The organism is Glutamicibacter ardleyensis, from assembly GCF_014644555.1.
Lineage (GTDB): Bacteria > Actinomycetota > Actinomycetes > Actinomycetales > Micrococcaceae > Glutamicibacter > Glutamicibacter bergerei.
The window spans coordinates 121,690-141,535 of the sequence record NZ_BMKX01000002.1 but is presented as its reverse complement, the minus strand read 5'-3'; the positions used below and the strand labels follow the sequence as shown (position 1 = coordinate 141,535).

Below are 19,846 nucleotides of genomic sequence, written 5' to 3'. Positions count from 1 at the left end.
CTAAAAGCAACCTGAGCGTGACCTGAAAATGAACCTACCGGGATTTATTGAAAATTTCTAGACCTGGATGAATATTTCTAGCATTAGCCTTATCAAAGCAACAGTGGCTGCACCGGGCTCATGACCTCAACATACTTAATCATGCGAAACTTTCCACCTGCTAGGTTCTTTTACTTCGATAGTCGCACGCAATGTATATACTACCGAGTAAGGCAGGTCACAGCAGCGGGTTTGTTATCGCTTTGAGATGAAGCCAGTACCCGTAAGAACCGTTTACGAAAGACGATTCCATGACTAGAACTCCCAAGTTCCGCGCATTGAGCCTCATCGCAATATTTTCGCTGGCCCTTGCCTCATGCAGTAGCGGCGGAGACCCTACTGCCGAGCTGACCGCACCGACGGGAGCCACCCCCTCGGAGAGCTTAGTGAGTGAAGAAGCTCCAACTCTAAGCAGCAAGGACGACCCGCTCGATAACGGCGGCTATGGCGAATTCACCTGGGACGACTTCGTGAAGGGCAAGCAAGAAGAATCCGGCCTCAGCTCCTGGCCAGAAGTCGAGCGAATCCGATATGTCTCTCAAGAAGTCTGGCCCGAAGAGCAAGCAACATGCCTCACCAATCTAGGGTTCCCGACAACAGTGGAAGAAGGCGGTTCTTTCTCCACGAAATTCACTGAAGACCAGGAGCAAGCTGCCGCTGAAGCCAGCTACACCTGTGCGCTTCAATATCCTCAGGACCTCAAATACAGCCAGGCACTGACTCGCACGCAGTTGCGGACGTTCTACGCGTACTACCGCGACGCGCTCGTGCCTTGCCTTCAGGGCCTTAATCTGGACACAGGTTCCTTGCCGAGCGAAGAAACCTTCGTCGAGGGGATGGCCAGCGGTACAGCACCGTGGACCCCCTACGACACCATGGATCTCGCTTCTGCCGATACTACTGAAATGAACCAGAAGTGCCCTCCTTCTCCATCTGCGGAGGAACTCTATGGGAACTAGAAATGCCTCCGAAAGCAAGAAGCTTTCACCTAGGTTCCTCTCGCTCTTGCTGGTCGTAGCGGTTGTTTGCGGAACACTCGGCTGGGCGATCAACGCAACTTTGGTAGGGCAAAGCGCCAATGCATCTCCCGAAGCTTCGCAATCCGTCTGGGTCAAAGCCGAGTTGTCATCAATTGGGTCATCACTGAACTTGAGCACCACGGTGAAACAGCCGACCCAGGTAGTTGCCAGCAACCATCTTCCCGGCGTCGTCTCCGCCGCCACTCCGGGACAAAAGAAGTCCGGCGAAGCCCTCTATTCCGTGGCCGGCACCGATGTCTATGCCATTTCCGGAACGACACCCTTCTACCAGGACATGGGCCCCGGAGCCTCCGGCGCAAACGTAAAGCAGCTTGAAGACTTCCTCAAGGACCAAGGGCATTTCACCGGTACCCCGGATACGCGCTTCACCTCGCAGACCACACTGGCCATCAAGAAATGGCAGAAAGAAACCAACCAGAAGCCCACCGGGATCATTCCGCTCGGTCGGATCGTTGCCATCCCCGCACTGCCAGGCCAGGCAGACCTCGCTGAATCCATCCGGACAGGGAAGACCCTGACTGGTGGCGAAGATGCGGTGCTGGCTCCAAGCGGGGAGCGAACGTTCACTCTCTCCTTGACCGCAGACCAAGCCGCGCTGATCCCGCAGGACTCCATCATTGAGGTCCAGCATGGAAAGCTTTCCTGGAAGGCGCAGATCGGGCAAACCACCACCGACGAGTCAGACAATGTCATCCACACCCTGACCGCGCCAGACGGCGAAGCTGTCTGCAAGAAGGAATGCGACCAACTACCGACCGGCAGCAACGTCACCCTGCGCTCCAAGGTCATTGTCGTGCCTGAAACCAAGGGCATCGGCATCCCAGCAGCCGCGGTAACCACCACCGCCGGCGGCGGCACCGAAGTTGTCACCGAGAACGGAACAGTTCCGGTCGAGATCGTGGCCAGCGGGCAGGGAATTGTAATTGTCACCGGGGTGGAGAGAGGCACCAACGTCCAGGTGCTCAACGCTCAAGGTGAGGAGAATTGAGTGTCCTGAGCGTCAAAGATTTGGGGTTCCGCTACACCAAGGACGGCGAAGAACTTTTTGGCGGGCTCAGCTACGAATTCACCCCGGGGAAAGTCACGGCGCTAACCGGCCCTTCGGGACGCGGGAAATCCACGCTCCTCTATGTGCTGGGCCTGATGCTCACGCCGAGCCGCGGAGAGGTGATTCTCCATGATCAGCCGCAGTCAATGGCAGCGGATGCAATCCGGTCCAAGGTGCGGGCCCATCAGCTGGGCTTCGTCTTCCAGGATTCATCGTTGGACCCTTCGCGTACCATCATCGATTCGGTCATCGAACCGACCATCTATGCCGGTGTTGACCGCCAGGTTGCCTTGGACAGGGCAGCGCTGCTCTTGGAGCAGCTCGGTGTGGCCGCACGCAGCGACCACAAACCGGGCCAGATTTCCGGAGGCCAAGCCCAGCGTGTCGCCGTGGCCAGGGCGCTGATCAACGACCCGTCGGTGATTTTGGCTGATGAGCCGACAGGCAACCTTGACCCCGCCAATGCCGCTAGCGTCTTGGACATCTTCTGCGAAGCGGCCGCGGCCAAACAGCGAACCATTGTCATCGCCACCCACGACCCCTACGTCATCAGCCGGGCAGACGAGGTGCTGGAACTATGAACCTGCGAACACTGCTGCGCGAAGCCCTAGCCACGGCGTGGGCCAGCAAGGTGCCTTCGGCACTGGTATGCCTGATCACCGCGGCGATGTGCATCATGACCATATCCACCGTGGGGCGAACCGCTGCGGCAGAAGATCAGGTAGCCCAGCGCATCAATTCCGCAGGAGCTCGGGAACTGGTGGTCACCGACAAGAAGTCCGCTGGCTTGATCAGCGCCTCGCTGATTGCCATGGCGGCGAATTTCTCTGTGTCCGACCGGGCTGTTGGATTGAGTTCGCCGGTTGATGTGAAGAATACGGTCATCGGCGATGGGGCAGAACCGGTGCCAGCGTGGGCTGTCACCGGCGAGCTCGAATCTGCCGTCCGCTTGGAATCAGGCCGTTATCCAGGTCCAGGTGAAGCGCTGGTCTCTACCACAGCGTTGGCCAAGCTCGGCCTGCAGCACCCGGTAGGGGTCGTTGGCATCGCGGATAGGGAAATCCCGGTGGATTACGCGATCGTCGGGTCGTATATGCCCTTGGAGCCCTTCGACAATTTGTCCCAGGGAGTGGTTTTCAAGGCACCCCCCGGCAGCACTGCAACGAATCTGCATCTAATCCTGAGCGATTCCAGCCAAGCGGCGGCTGCACAGCGCTCAGTAATTGGGCTCTTTGGGCAGCTGAATGACCCTGAAGCCATTTCAGTTCGCTCGCCGCTTCAACTGGCGCAGTTGCATGATGAGATCGTCGGAGACTTGGGCGCTTTTGGACGCTCCATGCTGTACGGGTCCCTTGGCATCGGTGCACTTCTGGTAGCCGTCGTGGTCTTCGCTGATATTCTCGTGCGTCGCAAGGATCTCGGGCGGCGGCGAGCCTTGGGAGCAAAGCGCAACGACATCGTCCAGCTCATGTTGCTGCGTACGCTGATCCCTGCTGTTGCTGGAGCTTTGGCGGGGATGTCTGTGGGCCTGGGAATCACCATGAGTACGGGCACAGCACCCCCGCTGGCCTTCTGCTTCGGCGTCGTAGTGCTGGCGCTGTTTGCCGCTGGAGCCAGCACTTTAGTGCCTGCTGCCTATGCGGCGCATTCGGATCCGGTCAAGGTGTTGCGCACTCCGTAAGGCTAAGCAGAGTTCAGGATCTCTTCTTTAGTCTTCGAACGTATCGCTGCGGTCAGCATGGTGTTCTTTTTTCCTGTTCTCACATAAGCCGCTTGCCCAAGAGGGGAGAGTCAAGCCAGGTCGAAACGTCCTACTTTGCAAATGTCCCGTACGACGGTCCCTGCGCGATGCAAAGGGACATAATGGATGAACTCATTCGCCGTGAGATCAAGCTCTGCATCGGTGGCTCCGTCTATGACCCCTCGGACTCCGTGGGCAAGCTCCTTTTCAATGCTCTGGCCTTGGTCGCCGAATTAGAGATAGACCTGATCCGGGCCCGAATCCGCGAAGGGATGGCTTTCGCCAAAGCAAAGGGCAAGTTACGTGGAAAGAGCAAAGGGCAAGCTACGTGGAAAGAAGCTCAAACTCGCCAAGGTGCAGGAAGATCACTTGGGTTCCATTCACGAGGCATGAACGCACATGACTGTTGAAATTGCCTAGCTTTTCGGCATCGCCCGTTCCACCATCTAGCCTGCGATCAAACGCGCCGACGAGGCCGCCGCTTAGATCCACAGAACTTCACCCTCCAAGCCGGATTCAACTCCGGAACGTCCTTAGCGTGAATCTCCGCACCGATCTTCCGGACCCAGATTCACAGGAAAGTCGAGTGTTCCCTATGACCCGTCCGGCGAAGTGTTCAGTGACGGAGCGCTGTCAGGGGTAGCTGAACACCCGGCTGGGGATGCTTAGAATTTGGTATTGATGCCTAGCCGGGTCCTGTCGTAAGTCGGATACGAGGGTAATCGGTCCAATCGTGGCCGCTTTGTGCACTCCAGCGTTCCGCGGCGTAGACGGAAATTCCCCTGGAGATCAGCCAAGACCGAGGGCGGTAGGTCCCTGGAGAGGTTCACGAGCGCGACATTCTTTGCCGCACGTATGTTGATCCCTTTTTTCGTGAGCGGGAGGCGCAACGCGGCGGTGGTGAGATGGCGACCGGGGCGGCGGCCCTTGAAGAGCCACGTGTCGTCGTCGTGGAACCCTGTCGGCGTGGCGTCCAAGAGCTGCCGGAGGAGCGACCCGACCGCGTCCGGAAGTTTGATCGGATCGGTACCGAGCAAAATGTACGTTGAATCACCGTCTAATATGACAGCTTCACATCGAAGCGAGACAACGCGGGTCAGTGCCGTCCCATAGATGAGCGCAAGGAGTCCACCGACGCGCGAGCTCAACCCGATGTCCTCAGCAGCTAGGAGGTTCTTCACCCAAGCCCAACGTTCATCGTCGGAAGCTCCCGATACTCCCGATGCCCCCAAATCGCTTTTCAAGTACTCACTGTTCAAACGGGTAAGGCCGCGGGTGCGCGCCCAGCGAATAAAGGGCGTGAGCTGTTTGCCAGTCCGCCCGCGGTTGGCCACATAAGCGTCGAAAATGCGTTGGGGGATGGTTCCGAGATCCAGATTAAGGTCATCGAGCGTTCCTAGGAGTTCGGCGACCGCGATGAGATGCGCTTTGGAACCTCTGTGGCGAAGGCTCTCATCTTTGGTACTTAGGTGTGCGGAATGTGCGAATCGGGGGTTGACGATCCATGCCGAATATTGTTTCAGAAGTGATCGGTCGGTCGGATTTGGCAGCGTTGCGAAGTACTCTTCTTGCCACACTTCTAATCTAATTCGGTCGAAGTTTTCGGTGGGAACAACCCCTGATTCCATGAGCAGTGCGGCGAGATGCCCAGTCGCACCTCCTGCGGGGTGTTCGGCAACTGCACGGAGGGAAATGGGCGTGTGATTAGTAGCCATGTCATGAATGACGCGCCTCATCGGGCTGCGGCGGGCCCAACTGACCACTGCATCGGCGTTGTTCTCATTGCGGAGGAGGTAACTTTCAAGAGCCAGTAGCTGTGGATGCGGGGTGCCGTCATCGTTGGAGATCAAGGTTCGAAGAAGTCGAGGAGCCACGCAAATGGAGCAGTAGTTTCCTTGGAGCGGTCGTTGGTCGTTGCAGCAGCCGGCACATTTGCCCAGTTCATATTGGTCCGCGCAGCTAGGGCAAATGGGACCGTCTTCGCGCAGATAGGGCGTGATTCGGTATTCCCCGCAGCGAGGGCAGACACGTGGTTTTTTGCGTAGTGACTGATTGCATTTCGTGCACAGCGGCTTGCCTGCGTTTCGGATGGCCGCGGGGCGAGTGTCACCACAGTAGCTACAGGTCACTGGTGGTGGGGAATAGCATTTGCTGCAAACTGGCTGGTTGTTTTTTCTCCCGACGATTGCGTCTAGATTCCCACAGAGAGCACAGTTTTCATGCCTGCGTGCATCTTGGTTCGCGCATCTAACACAGTAGGGTGCGCCGTCGATTATTCGGTATCCGCTCTTGCGTACTTTGCCACAGGATGTGCAATCAGGGGTAGTCGCGCGACGATTGCAGGTAGCACATCGCTTCCCTCCATTATCATCCTTGTGGGGAAGTTTCTGGGCACGCCCGCAGGTGGAACACCGCGGCAGTTGGATGTTTTCGAAACCCCTTGACCGTAGTTCTTTGATCAGACGGTAGGCTGTCGGCGATGCGTCCGAGCGGCCCGAAATGAGCAAATCGGGTTTTGAAGCTAGTTCTCTTACAAGCCAGGTACGAGCATGCGGGCCTCCTACACTGGTCGCTGCCGAGGCAAGCATTGATTTGGGGAGCTCGGGAACCTGTTCTTTGCAGGCCGACACGATTCTGTCGACGACAAGCTTTGGGTCCTGAGATGGCGTACTCATTTGCCCTGAGGAGCGTGTGGCGGGCGGTGGATTCTGGCAGGCTTTGGCCGAATGTTGCGGATGGAACCTCGGGACGGCTCAACGGTGTTCACGACGGCTTTCTCCTCCACGACTCGAACTTCAATCAGGTCCGAGACTGTGCATTTCAGTGCGGCGCACACCGCTCCGATGAAGTTCAAGTTCGCTCGCTCGGGTGTCTGGATGACCAGACGGAAAACTTGCTCCCGGGAGAGGCTGACGCCGAAATCCTCAAGCATGGGAATCAGTTCAGTGGTTTTGAAAAGCCCCTGATCAGCCATCAATCGGCGCAGGTTCCACACGGTCTCAACTCGCTTGGTCATGGCATCTCCAGGGTGTTGAAGCGGCTCAATGCGTCCGCGAGAATTCGGTTCTTGTAGTCGCCGCTGACCGAGGTATAGATCGCCGTCGTTGAGGAATGTTGGTGACCGACCTGTTCTTGGACGAATCGATCTGCGTAGCCGTACTCGATCAAGTGGGTGACGTAGGAATGACGCAGGCAATGCAACGTTAATGCGGGGTCGAGGCCGGCTTCATGCCGGAGGGCCGTAAATCGGCGATCAATGTATTCAAGGGACACTCGGGTTTTTCGTTCGGTGGGCCACATCGCCGGAAGTTCTCCAGGTGCAAAGAGTGCGCGACCTTCGTCAACCCACTGCTGCATGCCATCTACCCACCATGAGAGTTCAGGAACGAGCAAAACAGTCCGACGTTTCGGCGCGCTTCCCTTGCTCGATTTTCCCCATCGAACGTGCATGGCGGCGTACTGTCCCCATTGGGGAACGCGTGCGTTCGCATGAAGGTCGTGGATGTCCAGACCGCGCAGTTCGGCCCGTCGCAGGCCGAAGGCGTAGGCGGTCTTGAACATTTGGGTGTCTCGAAGTGCTGCCAATGCGCCCTTGCGGCCATCCTTGGCGGCGGTTTCAACTCTAGAGTCGGCGTAGTTGAACAGCTTCTCAATCTCGTCGAAGGTCAATGCGCGCCTAGCCGGAATACCTTCGTAGTCTGCAACGTGTTTTGTGGTGTTCCATGGCAGGCAGATTTGGGATGGTGTATCTCCGAATTGGGCTTCGCAGATTTCGACCCAGTCGTATTCGGGGCTGATCAGGTAGTTGCAGAATACTTGCAAGATTCCTTGTCGTTGTCTGATGGTTGAGATCGCGAGGCGTTCGGAACGCATGTGACTCGTGTATTCGTCTAGATCGGACGCCTGCCACTTCCACGGGTAGGAGCCTGCGTAGTCTGCGAAGTGCCTGACGGCGGAAGTTCGGGCTTTGATGGTGGTTTCGGCAAGGCTTCGGCTTCGCTGTTGTTGTTCCCAGGAGCCGAGCATCGATTCGTAGACCGCTTCGTCAGGGTGAAGGGCCGCGGTTCCGGAATCGAGTGATAGCACTTGCCGGAGGTTGCTGACATCCAAAAAATGTTGCATCTAATCCCCGACTGTTTGGATAGATGCAACAACTGTCAATGCTCAATCTGGTCTCGCATTGGCTAGGCTGGAGCTGCGAGAGCCTCATATCGAAGGCATGCCCTATTGGTCATCAATGGATACGTATCTAGTTGCATTTGATGCAACAATCCATGGTTCAAGACGCTGGCGAAAATGGCGAACAAGACCGCCAAGCACATCAAAGAACTGGGTGGGGTGTGCGTGTGGGATCGTGCCCCAGCACAGACCACCGAGAACCTGCTGGCGCGTCTGCCGGTAGTGGAAGTGTGGGGCATCGGCCCCCGGTTGACCAAACGGCTGCGCGGGTTAGGCATCTGGACGGCCAAAGACCTCCGCGATGCGAACGAGGTAAGAATCAGGGATAAGTTCTCCGTGGTGCAGATGCGCACCGTCCTAGAGCTGCGCGGGATTCCCTGCATCCCATGGAAGAAGAACGCGTGATCAAGGATCAGTTGATCTTCTCCCGTAGCTTCTCCGATCCCATCACTGACCGGGTAGGCATGGAACAAGTAATGGGAATTTACGCGCACCGAGCCTCCGCACGGCTGCATAAGCACCAGAAAGCAGGCCAAGATCCTCTCGGCGTGGGCGATGACCAGCTACTACAACCAGCACCAGGACCACCAGCCAGCGATCACTGTGAAACTACCAGAACCCACGGTTGACCCGGTAGTGCTCACCCGCGCAGCGAAACGGCTACTCCCCCAGATCCTGGTTGGAGCGAAATACGCGCGGGCAGGGGTGGTAGTCATGGATCTTCAACCTTGGGCGATGCAGGAAACTTTTGACCCGTACATCTCAGCACATGAGGCGAAACAGATTGGCCCGCTGATCCAGCAAATCCGTTCCGAGCACGGTGTGAAGTCCATTGGCTTGGGTGTTGCTGGGCTGCAGCAGGGTCCGGCGTGGGAAATGAGGAGCGAAATGATGAGCCCCGGTACACGACGCTTTGGAAAGAACTGCTCGCCGTCAAATCCATCTAAGCGCGGAGTAGGGATTTGTCACGGTCCGGGATGCCTGGTCCTGTTGCCTTTCCAAGAACTACGGCTTCGTTTCGAGCTAGCAAGTTAATGAGTAAAAACTCATCTAAGTAATGTGGCAGTCTCCACGGCAGTGGAGAACTTCGGCGGATTGAACGGCTTGGTCAACAACGCTCATGCTTCCCGCCAGGCACCGTTCACCTATCTGGACCAAGATGCCTGGGATCTCTCGTTCAATACCGGTTTCTTGGCCACTCGCCAGTTCATGCTCGCTGCCTACCCGCACTTGAAGGACAACGGCGGCTCGATTGTCAACTTCGGCTCCGGCTCGGCCATGGTCGGCCAGCCGACCCAGGCCGCCTGTGCTTCGGCCAAGGAAGCCGTCCGTGGCCTGTCCTGCGTAATCGCCAACGATTGGGCGGCCAACAACATCCGCGTCAACGTGGTCTCCTCTACGGCGCTGACCGACGGCGTCAAGGCCTGGAGCCAGGCCTTCCCAGACCTGTACGAACAGTCGCTGACTAAGGTTCCGCTAGGCTGCTTCGGCGATCCGGAATCCTATGTCGCACCACTTGTCGCTTTCCTGCTCTCAGACGATGCCAAGTACGTCACCGGCCAGACCCTCATGGCAGATGGAGGTGCGAATAAGCTCTAGTAACCTCTAGACCTCTTTCCTGCACTCTAGGCTCCGGGACATTGTGCTGGGGCCTGGACTGCTTTAACGCCGATCGGTTCAAAGCCTACCGGCGGTTGGACTCGGCAACCATCGCGCCGGCTTGGAGCACAGCACCTGACACCACCAGCAACCCACCGCCTACTGGTTCTCCGAGCACGAAAACAAATAGGCCAATTACAGCCTGCGTCCATCCGATCACCATTGCTGCGGTGGAACCGGCTGTGGCCTTCTGGCCAGTGGGCTCTGAAGTTTGAGTCATACTTTCATTCTATCCGCTTGATTATTTCTTCATAGACCAATGCACTGGAAATAGGACGGATAAGTTCATCGTTGACACTCAAGTTTGTACAGTTGCGGCCGCAGCAGACACAATAGCCTCGTACCCACCGATGATGGGAAAGCACTTGTCCCTGCGCGTTCTCGTCCCCTGGCAACGACTCGTCGACGAGTTGACGATTCCCGGCATCGAACCGATCCTCTGGCACATCAATGATGACCCCAATAACGCCCCGACGGCCGACGTCCTAGTTACCGAACGTCCGAGCAATCCTGAGCTGCGTTCAAGGGGCTGAAGCATGTCCAACTGCTCTCCATCGAATACGAGTGGGTTCTGGAGCATCTTCCTGAACGAGTGTCATTGACCAATTCCAAGGGCGCCGTGGACGATGCCACTGCCGAACACTGCCTCGCCCTGGTCCTCGCATCCGTGCACCGACTGCCGCAGATCGGACAGCAGCAGCGCGAACGGCAGTGGACCAGGACGTGGACCGGCTCGTTGCACGGGTCCAAGGTGGTGCTTCTCGGGGCTGGCGGAGTCGGCAGCGAAATCCGTTCGCGGCTGCTGCCGTTCAAACCTGCCGAACTAACGACCTTTGCCCGTACCGAACGAGTCCACGAGCAGGGCTACCCCATTTATTCTCTCGACCGGCTCTGGGCATTTCTTCCCGCTGCCGATGTGGTAATTGTTGCCCTGCCGCATACCGGGGAAACCGAGCAACTCATCGACGCCAAATTCCTTTCGGCAATGAAGGACGGATCACTGTTGGTCAATGTGGGACGAGGTCCCATCGTTGACACCGACGCTCTGTTGCCGGAGCTGCAATCCGGCAGGCTGCACGCCGCCTTGGACGTCACCGATCCTGAGCCGTTACCGGCAAACCACGCACTATGGAGCGCACCGAATTGCATCACTACCCCGCACATGGCCGGAGACACTGCACAGTTCATCTCGCTGGTCTCAGAACTGGCAGTGGACCAGGTCATCGCCTTTGCACACGGCGAAGAACTCACCAACCGAATCATCAATTAACATAGTGTCAAGTCCCGGGGTTAGCAGAGGCTCCTTAACTTGTTTTCCTACGCGGCTCCCACAACCGTGCCATTCTGTTCGTCCCACTGTTGATGGACCTCGGCCCAGCTTCCAATGTGGTGGACGTTTCCATGCGTTGTATGCGCGATGAGATCGGCGCCGAACGCATTAATTCCATCCGCGGGGCGGGATACAGATGGAAATGACCAAGGTCTACGACCGCACCAAACCGGCGAGCACCCCGGTACCGCCGAAGCCGGGAAGGCAGTGCCATCGGCGGATGGGCTGGATCATTCCAGTGATTTCGGCCTTCACACCCGTCGCACCCGGAACCGCGGAAGCACTGACCGTTGGCATTTTCGCCATCGCGATCTGGGCGTGGACGTCCATGCAGCTTGCCGACACCTATGTGGCCCTGTGCGCCTGACTTGCCTTGGTGACTGTCAGCGCTTTGGACACCCCGCAGCCGTGCCATGGTCGGCGCCAAAATCCGAAAACAAGTTTGGGTTGTCAATGACCTACCGGGTGAGTACTTTCTCTGCGTCAATCTGAGTCAGGTTTTTGAAGCGTTCAAAAATTTCTGAACATGATCCGGATATTCAATCCCACAAATACTGAAGGAAACGGCGGCTGGTCTTTAGGAACGAGCCCGCGGTTTCTTCGCTAGGGCGGACATTGCCAGTACCGCAGTGTGCGCCCAGGTGCCGGGTCCAGACGCGAAGCAACGCCGCACCAAACCGTACTGGCCAAGGCCCCTAGGAAAGCCGAACAGTTCAACCGGACACCGCCGCACGAATAGGCATATACCGGCCTTGTGGCAGGGATGAAGCCAGGGCCGCAGTCTGCAGCGCCTGGCCTCACCACCATGAGCATCGTCGACCCCACACTAGGATCAGCGCACATACTCCGTCAGATCATATTCACGACCCCACGGGGAACCGCGTCTAGACCAGTGCGGCCTGCAGTTCCTTGGCTGCTTGTGCCGGGTCGTCGGCGGAGTAGATGGCACCGCCAGCTACGGCTACCTGCGCACCGGACTTCTGGACGTTGGCGATCGTGCTGATGCTGACACCTCCAGCCACCGAGAACGGCACCTGGGATGCAGTGCCAGCGCTCAGCAGCACGTCCAGGTCGTAGCCCGGCTGCGCCTGCTCGTCCAGGCCAGCATGGAATTCGACAAACTGGACACCCAGCGCAGCAACTTCGCGGGCCCGGGCTGGCTTGTCAGCGATGCCGATCAGATCCACGACGATGCCCTTGCCGCGCTCGGTGGCGGCCTTGACTGCGCCGGCGATCGTGGAATTATCGGCCGCCCCGAGGATGGAGACCAGATCCGCGCCAGCGGCGAAAGCGATATCCGCTTCCAGTTCACCGGCGTCCATGGTCTTCATATCCGCGAAGACGGTCTTGTCCGGGTGGGCCTGCTTGATGGCGGTGATCACCGAAAGCCCTTCGGCCTTGATCAGCGGGGTGCCCAGCTCGATGATGTCCACATACGGGGCGACTTTTCCAGCCAGCTCCAGCGCTTCGGCGGTGCTGAGCAGATCGATGGCAACTTGGATTTTCATGATGTTCCCTTTCAGGGGTTATTAATGGTGGGTTGGTATTGGCGCCAAAACGCCGCTCTACTCCAGATTCGCGTGGCGCTGCCACAGCTGCTGGGCGGTGGCATCATCCGCGTTCCAGAGCGTGTGGAACACGATTTCGGTGATCAGGAACAGCGCCTGCTCGAAGAGGCTGCCGGAGTATTGGCGGGTAATGGACGATCCGTGGTCCGTTTTCCCGGCGGCCGGGACTTCCACGAGGACGTGGGCGGCCGACCCGATGGGGCTGGATGGATCGGTGGTGATGGCCGCGATCCGGGCGCCGGCCCCCCGTGCAGTGTTAACGCTCTGGACCACGCCCGCGGTGGTTCCGGATCCGGAGGCCACGAGCAGCAGGTCCCCGTCGGCGATGGCCGGCGTGGTGGCATCCCCGGCGACGTGCACGGCCAGGCCCAGATGCATCAGGCGCATCGCCGCCATGCGCAAAGCCAGCCCGCTGCGTCCGGCGCCGGCTACGAACACCCTGGGTGCCGCGCGCAGCTGCGCTGCGAGCTCGATGACCTGCTGCGGCTTCACGCCTCGCACGGTTGCCTCGATCTCCGAGTGGACCAGGTCCATGGTGTCCAGCACGTCCTGCTGGGATATCGCTTCGGCGATGGGTTCGGCCATGGTGTTCATGCCATTCCTTTCGACAGCGCCTCCCGGCGGACCGGATAGGCTTTGATGGGCATGAGTCAATTCTCCGGCCAGAAAGGGGTGGCCGCTACGCCATTTACAGGCAGTTGAACCTATCCTTTCGGATAGTGCCTGGTCCCCCGAGCTGCGATACACTGGCCTGCATGAGCATTCTGGACTCCTCCTCCGCCCCTGGCCTGCAAGCTGCCGCACCGGCACCAGGGGTGCTCGAATCGATCGCGCTGCTGGCCACGGCTGCGCTGCCGCAGATCGCCGTTCGCCTGCGTGATGCCCTGGCTCCGGAAATCCGTTGCGCGGCCCTGGCCATTTTCACCGAGGAGTGCACCGATAGGCCCAGGAAGCTCGCCGGCGACCAGCGCATCACGGATCTGGTGGGCATTGCGGAACTGGATCGGATCCGCGGTTCCCATCCCGGTGAGAACCGCTGGAGCGAGCGTGCCGAGATCGGCGGAGCTCCGCGGGAGATCCTTGCCCTGCGCTACCCGCCCAGCAACGCGCTGCTAGTGCTCATCGAGCCCCGCCCCACCGGTGGCCAGCCCGAGATGATCGGATACCTGTGGAATCTGGCCGCCAACCGGATCCGCGAGAAGGTGGCCGATGCCCCTCCGTCCTATCTGCGCGAATCGCGCGCGGTCTCGGCAGAGCGGGTCCGGGTCACCGGCGAGCTGGTGGAACAGTATGCGACGAGCCTCGATATCCTGCTGGCGACCTTGCGCTCCACGCAATTGGACGATGCGGCCGCGCGCGTTGCCGCCATCGACCTGGCGGCCAAGACCCTGGTCGGGCTCAAGACCGTGGATGACCGCACCAATAGCATCGTGGAGGAACCGGTCGCTTCGGCTTTCACCCGCTTGCGCGATGACCTGCGCCCGTTGACCACTTTGAGCGGCGTGGACCTGCAATTCGTCGAGCCGCCCAAGAACGGCAGGGCGTTGCCCGGCGAGGTGGCTCATGCCGCCCGGGCCATCGTGCGCGGCCTGGCCTTGGCGATGATGGAGCAGGAAGACATCCAGCGGATCCGGGTGCAGTGGGACTGCGACGGTGAGAATTTGCTGATCAACGTCCGCGACGATGCACGCGGCGGCATCGATCCCTCCGCGGCGGCCTTGAACCGCCTCGTGCGGCGCGTGGAGGCGTTGAACGGGCTGATCGAGATCGAGGTCATGGGCGGATGGGGCACGGAAGTCTCGGTGAGGCTCCCGCTGGACGCCCCGCCGTCAGACGCGGCGGACATCGCCGAATGGAGCCTGGGCGGCCGGGAATTCGAGGTCCTGCAGCTTCTGGCAGCGGGGCAGCGCAACCGGGCTATTTCGCAGGCGCTGGGAATTAGCGAGAACACGGTGAAATTCCACGTGCGCAATCTCTTCAAGAAGATGGGCGTCGGCTCCCGCGCCCAAGCTGTCGCGCTGGCGCACAGCCATGGTGTGGCAAGCTCCACTTAGCCTCCCGGCATTGATGCTGGGCTTGGCGATGACCAGGACTGCGGACACAAACTGGTGCAGGGAAAATGCCGCCCTCGAGCCCTCATCGCTATGGCCGGCCGACGGCTGACCGCGCTCTTCGCCATGATCCGTGGCGTGTCGATTTATGATGTACCGGAGCAGGAAATTGCTCCACGGTCTCCGGCCACGTCCCGCCGTCCTTCGGGCAAGCAATGGCAGGCACCATCCCGACGGCGAGTCCAGGCTCTAGCAACTATGGGCAACGAGGTGCAGGATAGGTTCCATGGATCCACAAGATGCTTTGATTCTTCCTGATGCCACCGCTTGGCGCGCTTGGCTCGACGAACACGAAGAAACCAGCGATGGCGTTTGGCTGGTAGTGGCAAAGAAGGGAACGACTTCTCCAACCTCGCTCGCTGTCGCACAAGCATTGCCCGAGGCGCTTTGCAGCGGATGGATCGATGCCATCCGCCGCAAGCGCGATGAGACGACTTTCCTCCAGCGCTACACTCCCCGCCGGAAGAACTCTGTCTGGTCGCAGAAGAACACTGAATTCGCCCAGGAATTGATTGATCAAGGACGCATGCGGCCACGGGGCTTCGCGGAAATCCAGAAGGCCAAGGAAGATGGACGGTGGGAGCGTGCCTACCAAGGCCAGGCCACCGCCCAGGTACCGCAAGATCTCCAAGATGCGCTGGACCGATCTCCTCTTGCTGCCAAAAATTTCGCCGCGTTGAAGTCCCAGCCGCGCTATCACATCCTGCATCAGCTGATGATTTCCCGGACCCAGAAGACCCGCAGCGCGCGGCTCGCCAAGTTCCTGGCCGAGCTGGAAGCCACGGACTCGGAGGGCTGAGCCGCCAACTCCCTGTCCACGATGTGCAAAACGGTCGGCGCTGCTATTGTGTGCGGCTCGCCTCGGTGATGGCGGTTCAGACGAAGGGCGCGGCACTGGTGCGAGGTATCAGAGCACCGGCGATTCTGTCATTTCATCTGGTTCCCTGGGTTATCAAGTTATTGAGCGGAACGTGTAGTTAGAAGGAGCGCAGTCATTAGTTGAGCGCCGAGGAGCAAATGTAGCGCCGATGAGTCCTTGCGCGAACGGCGTTGGCCCCAACCGTCGGTAGGACATGTCAGCATTTATTAGAACCTCGATCGAAGGATGTCAATTGGACTCTCAGCTTCCTCTGCGAATACTTGAAGCCGTTGGGCTGCTGCACCGTTTGGGCTACTACGCTCTGCGTATTTTGCCCGGAATCAATGCCTCAGGTACGGCCTGGCGGATTGTTATTTTCAACGTCACGGAATGGAATTTCGAGGATGAGTTCGGCGACCCCTATAACGCGGAAGAGCGCTGCCTGTACTCCACGGCTGGCCAAAACGTTTTCAATAATGACGTCCAATTTCCCGAAGACGTCAGCCATGTGAGCGTTGCGGAAGCAATTCTTGAGGCGATGCCCTCGCTGCAGCGCAGTACGGGTCAAGAGAGCGGAAACCAGCAATACACCAACTGGTACGCGATGCTTTTGTCCCAAGTTCATAGCCTGGCTGATCTCCCCGTTGCCTATGCCGATTACTTCGACGATTCACTCGGCTGGGAGCTGGGCTGGGGAAGCACGCGGCGTGTGCCCGAGCCACCGAAGCATCTGCCGGCACCCAAGCCCAGTAAACGTGCCGACAGCGACGAGCACTACGTGCTCGAGCTCTGCGATCAGGTGCTGGCGGCAAAGCGGACAGGCCAGCAAACGTTCCCCTGGCTGGTCGGCGACCCATCGATAACGAACGGAAAAGTTAAGCCACTTCCGGTGGACGGTTATTGGGCTGAACTCGGAATAGTCGTGGAATATCACGAAAGGCAGCACACCGAATCGGTGCCATTTTTCGACGACAAGATGACGGCGAGCGGACGGCGACGCGGCGACCAGCGCAGGATCTACGATGCCCGTAAAGCAGAACTCATCCCGGAGCACAATTTGAAGCTTGTCATCATTGATTTTAAGAACTTCAGCAACAAGCGCGGCAAGATCGTTCGGAAGCCGAGCGAAGATTTGAAAATCGTCGAATCGATGCTCTCACAGGTTATGGAAGATTCCGCAGGAGATATCACAAGATAAAGATCGCAGAACTACCTGCAGGGCCAATCAGAACGGCAAGGCTGGGATGACACTTCCGGATCTGTGTTTTAGTTGGTCGGTGCGAGTACCTGCGGCGGCTGAGCCGCTCCCCCGGCCACGATGTGCCACACGGTCGGCGTTGCTATTTGGTGCGTATTGCCTCGGTGATAGTGGTTCCCACATAGAGCACAGCGCCGGAAAGAAGTACCAGTCCACCGGTGATTCCACCGCCCAAGATGAGGCTGGCGAGGCCGAGAACCATCACTGTGCATCCCAAATACATGAAGATCGACGAGCTGGTATTCGCCTGAGTTTTTCCGGACATTTTCACGTTTTCTACAGGCTGCGACATGCCTAAACTCTAACATCTTGATAATCAGATTGTCCTCATGAAGCGACCGATTCGCCTAATCAACTCGTGCTTCACACTAGGACTGGGCACTTGCACGGCGGGGCAAAGATGCGCAGAATGAGCTTTGAGGCTCACCCCGGACAACTACGGCCCCGGTACGATCCATACGGGAGGAACCCTTTGACTTTACGCGTGCTCGTCCCCAATGGCCGGCTCTTGGCGAAACTCGACGTACCCGGCGTCACTCCGATCTACTGGCACCTCAACGACTCGGTCGAGGAAGCCCCGGAAGCAGATGTGCTGATTACCGAACGTCCGTTGTTGGTCGAACGGCGCGCTCGGGTCTCTCGAATTCCGGGATTGCGCCACGTGCATCTGCTCTCCCTCGGGTACGAATGGGTTCTGGAACATCTGCCTCCCGACGTTAGTTTGAGCAATTCCCGCGGTGCGGTAGAAGATGCCACTGCTGAGCACACGCTGGCTCTGGTGCTGGCTTCTCTGCGCGAGCTTCCCGCAGCAGGAGTTCAACAACAAAAGCAAGTTTGGAATCCGCTGTGGGGTGGCACTCTGCACGGAGCCACCGTTTTATTGTTGGGATTTGGCGGGGTTGGACAAGAGATCTACCAACGCCTTCTGCCCTTCAAACCCAAGGAGGTGTTCGCGGTAGCCAGCAGTGCTCGGCAGCTCGACGACGGCACACAGGTCCATGGGATCGATGAGATGCCAGATCTTCTGCCACAAGCGCAGCTCGTGATCGTGGCCCTGCCAGACGCCCCGTCCACGCGCGGAATCGTCGATGATAAATTTTTAGCGAGCATGCCAGATCGATCCCTGCTGGTGAATGTCGGACGCGGACCCGTGGTCGACACCGAGGCACTGCTCTTCGAGCTCCAGTCAGAAAGACTGTGCGCGGCGCTGGATGTCACCGACCCGGAACCGCTACCCGAAGCACACCCCTTGTGGACGGCACCAAATTGCTTGATCACCCCGCATATAGCTGGAAATACGTCGAAGTTCATCGATCTTGCGATGAACTTGGCCGTGGAACAGGTCAAGCGCTTGGCCGTCGGGCAGGAACCACTTCATCTGGTGCGTGTGGTTGGTCCGGCGAATTAGAAACTCCCAATCACCGGTTTTACCTGCTCGTTTGGGGTGCATGACTTAGGCTAGTTCCTACGATGGATATCAGGCAGAAAACTCATGACACCGGCGGCCGAGAACGCGCAATCATCGAGCAGAATCGTACCGACGAGGACGATTTCCGCATCGATATCGAACGCATCCGCTTTTCCCCGTACTTTTCACGCCTCTCCGCGGTCACCCAGGTTATTCCGCAGGCCGGCTCGGGCACCACGGTGCATAACCGGCTGACTCACTCATTGAAGGTTTCCGCCGTGGCACGCAGCATCGCCATCCGGTTGCGCACCGCAGACGAGGAGACCCGCAACCTTGTCGCGGAACTAGGCGGTTGCGATCCGGTCGTCGTCCAGGCGGCGGCTGCCGCCCACGATTTGGGCCACCCTCCTTTCGGACATTTGGGCGAACAAGAACTGGACCGGGTGGCCCGCAACATTTTGGGGTTGCCCGACGGTTTTGAGGGCAACGCGCAAACCTTCCGTATTTTGACCGCGCTGGATAGTTGTGGTGCTACGGCGCGTGGGATGAATCTGACCCGTGCGGTACGTGCCGCGGTGCTGAAATATCCTTGGACGCGAAACGAGTGGCGCACCATGGCACCGATTTCCTCGGAGTTGCTTCCCCGCGGGGTGGGTCCCGATCCAGCGGCAGGCGCCATCAAGTATTCTGCCTACGATATTGAAGCCGCCGAGATGCGTGACGTGCTCTCGGTGTTCCCCGCCGTCGCCAAGTACCAGCAGACCGTTGAAAGTTCGGTCATGGATATCGCCGATGACATCGCCTACGCGGTTCATGATCTGGATGATTTTTACCGCGCGGGAATTTTGCAGTACACCACGGTGTCCGCCGAATTCCGGGCCTGGCTGGAGCAGACCGAACAGTTGGCCGCCTTGCGCCAAGCAGATCTGGACCAGCGCAAGCCGGGCCATGCACTGGAAATGACCTGGCGTCGCGCCTTCGCCAAGGATCCATGGATTGCCGACGCGGATGCTTTCCGTGACTCGGTGCAGCGTGTAGGACATGACCTGGTTGAGGGGCTGCTGGCGGTTCCTTACGATGGAGGGTTAGAAGCTGACCGCGCCGTGACCGCATTTACCCGCCGGTGGATCGACCGGTTGCAAGAATCGGTGACCGTGGAACGTACGCCAACGATCCGCAGCGGACATGTGCGGCTCACCAAGGAGGCGTGGCATGATGTGGGCGTGCTGAAGTTTGTGCACTCGCGCTTCGTCTTGGATCGCTCGGACTTAGCCGTGTACCAGCGCGGGCAGACTCGCATCATCAAGTCCTTGGCCGAAGGATTTAACTCATGGCTTAATGACCCCGATGATGCGGCGCGTGCGCCGCGCCGCCTTCTGGACTCCGTTCAGGCCGCCACCGAGGAATACCGGCAGTTGCGCGCGCACTCCCCCGAGCTGTTCTTGCAGGCCGGCCCGAATGAGGTGCAGCGCTTAGGCCAGGCCCGCGCGATCGTGGATTACATTGCCTCGTTTACCGATGCGCAGGCGGTCTCGTTGAACGCCCTGTTGGCGGGTACGGCAGATAATTTGTGGGAGGCCGGCCGCGGGCTTTAAGCCCGCGCGGC

General features: G+C 58.9%; 24 protein-coding genes and 1 pseudogene. 18 read left to right on the top strand and 7 right to left on the bottom strand.

Annotation, left to right across the window (positions count from 1 at the left end; genetic code table 11):
* Positions 1 to 290 precede the first annotated feature (290 nt).
* The 5 genes from IEX04_RS05190 (at position 291) to IEX04_RS05170 (ending at position 4,278) form a co-directional block, all read left to right on the top strand.
* A complete protein-coding gene (locus tag IEX04_RS05190; protein ID WP_188684269.1) occupies positions 291 to 998 on the top strand; it encodes a hypothetical protein in 708 nt (235 codons plus the stop codon).
* Entirely contained in the window at positions 988 to 2,067 is a 1,080-nt protein-coding gene (locus IEX04_RS05185; RefSeq protein WP_188684267.1) for a peptidoglycan-binding domain-containing protein, read from the top strand. The genes IEX04_RS05190 and IEX04_RS05185 overlap by 11 nt, the downstream gene beginning before the upstream one ends.
* Positions 2,064 to 2,708, top strand: coding sequence for an ABC transporter ATP-binding protein (locus tag IEX04_RS05180; RefSeq protein ID WP_188684265.1), 645 nt, complete (start codon positions 2,064 to 2,066; stop codon positions 2,706 to 2,708). The genes IEX04_RS05185 and IEX04_RS05180 overlap by 4 nt, the downstream gene beginning before the upstream one ends.
* On the top strand, positions 2,705 to 3,808 hold the full coding sequence (locus IEX04_RS05175; protein WP_188684263.1) for an ABC transporter permease: 1,104 nt from the start codon (positions 2,705 to 2,707) through the stop codon (positions 3,806 to 3,808). The genes IEX04_RS05180 and IEX04_RS05175 overlap by 4 nt, the downstream gene beginning before the upstream one ends.
* Positions 3,809 to 3,990: 182 nt before the next feature.
* Entirely contained in the window at positions 3,991 to 4,278 is a 288-nt protein-coding gene (locus IEX04_RS05170; RefSeq protein WP_229677014.1) for a recombinase family protein, read from the top strand.
* 255 nt (positions 4,279 to 4,533) lie between these two features.
* On the opposite strand, the gene IEX04_RS05165 is transcribed toward IEX04_RS05170, so the two are convergent.
* The 3 genes from IEX04_RS05165 to IEX04_RS05155 all read right to left on the bottom strand — a co-directional run bounded on the left by IEX04_RS05165 (position 4,534) and on the right by IEX04_RS05155 (position 7,954).
* Entirely contained in the window at positions 4,534 to 5,742 is a 1,209-nt protein-coding gene (locus IEX04_RS05165) for a hypothetical protein (RefSeq protein WP_188684261.1), read from the bottom strand.
* A gap of 797 nt (positions 5,743 to 6,539) precedes the next feature.
* Positions 6,540 to 6,884, bottom strand: a complete 345-nt coding sequence (locus IEX04_RS05160; RefSeq protein WP_188684259.1) for a helix-turn-helix domain-containing protein — start codon at positions 6,882 to 6,884, stop codon at positions 6,540 to 6,542.
* Positions 6,881 to 7,954: a tyrosine-type recombinase/integrase gene (locus IEX04_RS05155; protein WP_229677013.1), complete on the bottom strand. Its 1,074-nt coding sequence runs from the start codon at positions 7,952 to 7,954 to the stop codon at positions 6,881 to 6,883. Before IEX04_RS05155 ends, IEX04_RS05160 begins: the two co-directional genes overlap by 4 nt.
* Before the next feature lie 210 nt (positions 7,955 to 8,164).
* Between IEX04_RS05155 and IEX04_RS18715 the strand changes: the two genes are divergently transcribed.
* From IEX04_RS18715 to IEX04_RS05145, 4 genes are read left to right on the top strand one after another with little or no spacing between them, the layout of a single operon-like run.
* Positions 8,165 to 8,452 (top strand): DNA polymerase Y subunit UmuC family protein, encoded by a 288-nt coding sequence (locus tag IEX04_RS18715; protein ID WP_229677012.1) that lies wholly within the window; start codon positions 8,165 to 8,167, stop codon positions 8,450 to 8,452.
* Positions 8,449 to 8,676 carry a hypothetical protein gene (locus IEX04_RS18710; RefSeq protein WP_229677011.1) on the top strand — a complete coding sequence of 76 codons (228 nt, stop codon included), beginning with the start codon at positions 8,449 to 8,451 and terminating at the stop codon, positions 8,674 to 8,676. The genes IEX04_RS18715 and IEX04_RS18710 overlap by 4 nt, the downstream gene beginning before the upstream one ends.
* Positions 8,603 to 9,082, top strand: coding sequence for a DinB/UmuC family translesion DNA polymerase (locus tag IEX04_RS18705; protein ID WP_494195251.1), 480 nt, complete (start codon positions 8,603 to 8,605; stop codon positions 9,080 to 9,082). The genes IEX04_RS18710 and IEX04_RS18705 overlap by 74 nt, the downstream gene beginning before the upstream one ends.
* Positions 9,083 to 9,106: 24 nt before the next feature.
* The gene (locus IEX04_RS05145; RefSeq protein ID WP_188684255.1) at positions 9,107 to 9,646 is read left to right on the top strand and encodes an SDR family NAD(P)-dependent oxidoreductase; all 540 of its coding nucleotides are present in this window, start codon (positions 9,107 to 9,109) and stop codon (positions 9,644 to 9,646) included.
* Between the two features lie 85 nt (positions 9,647 to 9,731).
* Here IEX04_RS05145 and IEX04_RS05140 read toward each other — a convergent pair whose 3' ends face one another.
* Positions 9,732 to 9,926, bottom strand: coding sequence for a hypothetical protein (locus tag IEX04_RS05140; RefSeq protein ID WP_188684253.1), 195 nt, complete (start codon positions 9,924 to 9,926; stop codon positions 9,732 to 9,734).
* A gap of 130 nt (positions 9,927 to 10,056) precedes the next feature.
* Between IEX04_RS05140 and IEX04_RS05135 the strand changes: the two genes are divergently transcribed.
* From IEX04_RS05135 to IEX04_RS05125, 3 genes are all read left to right on the top strand, one after another.
* Positions 10,057 to 10,239 carry a hypothetical protein gene (locus IEX04_RS05135; RefSeq protein ID WP_188684251.1) on the top strand — a complete coding sequence of 61 codons (183 nt, stop codon included), beginning with the start codon at positions 10,057 to 10,059 and terminating at the stop codon, positions 10,237 to 10,239.
* 65 nt (positions 10,240 to 10,304) lie between these two features.
* Complete coding sequence (locus IEX04_RS05130) at positions 10,305 to 10,976, top strand: NAD(P)-dependent oxidoreductase (protein ID WP_229677009.1); 672 nt, start codon at positions 10,305 to 10,307, stop codon at positions 10,974 to 10,976.
* A 196-nt stretch (positions 10,977 to 11,172) separates the two neighbouring features.
* Complete coding sequence (locus IEX04_RS05125) at positions 11,173 to 11,403, top strand: hypothetical protein (protein ID WP_188684247.1); 231 nt, start codon at positions 11,173 to 11,175, stop codon at positions 11,401 to 11,403.
* A 517-nt stretch (positions 11,404 to 11,920) separates the two neighbouring features.
* Here IEX04_RS05125 and hxlA read toward each other — a convergent pair.
* Together hxlA and hxlB are read right to left on the bottom strand one after the other, a co-directional pair.
* Positions 11,921 to 12,544 (bottom strand): 3-hexulose-6-phosphate synthase, encoded by a 624-nt coding sequence (gene hxlA / locus IEX04_RS05120; protein WP_188684245.1) that lies wholly within the window; start codon positions 12,542 to 12,544, stop codon positions 11,921 to 11,923.
* A 57-nt stretch (positions 12,545 to 12,601) separates the two neighbouring features.
* Complete coding sequence (gene hxlB / locus IEX04_RS05115; RefSeq protein ID WP_188684243.1) at positions 12,602 to 13,198, bottom strand: 6-phospho-3-hexuloisomerase; 597 nt, start codon at positions 13,196 to 13,198, stop codon at positions 12,602 to 12,604.
* Between the two features lie 161 nt (positions 13,199 to 13,359).
* Here hxlB and IEX04_RS05110 point away from each other — a divergent pair, with 161 nt between their 5' ends.
* The 4 genes and pseudogenes from IEX04_RS05110 (at position 13,360) to IEX04_RS18700 (ending at position 16,772) form a co-directional block, all read left to right on the top strand.
* Positions 13,360 to 14,658: a helix-turn-helix transcriptional regulator gene (locus IEX04_RS05110; protein WP_188684241.1), complete on the top strand. Its 1,299-nt coding sequence runs from the start codon at positions 13,360 to 13,362 to the stop codon at positions 14,656 to 14,658.
* Positions 14,659 to 14,706: 48 nt separating this feature from the next.
* A pseudogene (locus IEX04_RS19115) lies at positions 14,707 to 14,829 on the top strand (IS110 family transposase); the annotation flags it as partial.
* 112 nt (positions 14,830 to 14,941) lie between these two features.
* Entirely contained in the window at positions 14,942 to 15,514 is a 573-nt protein-coding gene (locus IEX04_RS05105; RefSeq protein WP_188684239.1) for a YdeI/OmpD-associated family protein, read from the top strand.
* Between the two features lie 313 nt (positions 15,515 to 15,827).
* Positions 15,828 to 16,772, top strand: a complete 945-nt coding sequence (locus tag IEX04_RS18700) for a hypothetical protein (RefSeq protein WP_205738299.1) — start codon at positions 15,828 to 15,830, stop codon at positions 16,770 to 16,772.
* A 142-nt stretch (positions 16,773 to 16,914) separates the two neighbouring features.
* Here IEX04_RS18700 and IEX04_RS05095 read toward each other — a convergent pair whose 3' ends face one another.
* Positions 16,915 to 17,124 carry a hypothetical protein gene (locus IEX04_RS05095; RefSeq protein ID WP_096257421.1) on the bottom strand — a complete coding sequence of 70 codons (210 nt, stop codon included), beginning with the start codon at positions 17,122 to 17,124 and terminating at the stop codon, positions 16,915 to 16,917.
* 180 nt (positions 17,125 to 17,304) lie between these two features.
* On the opposite strand from IEX04_RS05095, the gene IEX04_RS05090 reads away from it, so the two are divergent.
* Positions 17,305 to 18,240, top strand: a complete 936-nt coding sequence (locus IEX04_RS05090; protein WP_188684237.1) for a 2-hydroxyacid dehydrogenase — start codon at positions 17,305 to 17,307, stop codon at positions 18,238 to 18,240.
* Between the two features lie 62 nt (positions 18,241 to 18,302).
* Positions 18,303 to 19,835, top strand: a complete 1,533-nt coding sequence (locus IEX04_RS05085) for a deoxyguanosinetriphosphate triphosphohydrolase family protein (RefSeq protein WP_188684235.1) — start codon at positions 18,303 to 18,305, stop codon at positions 19,833 to 19,835.
* The last annotated feature ends 11 nt before the right edge of the window (positions 19,836 to 19,846 follow it).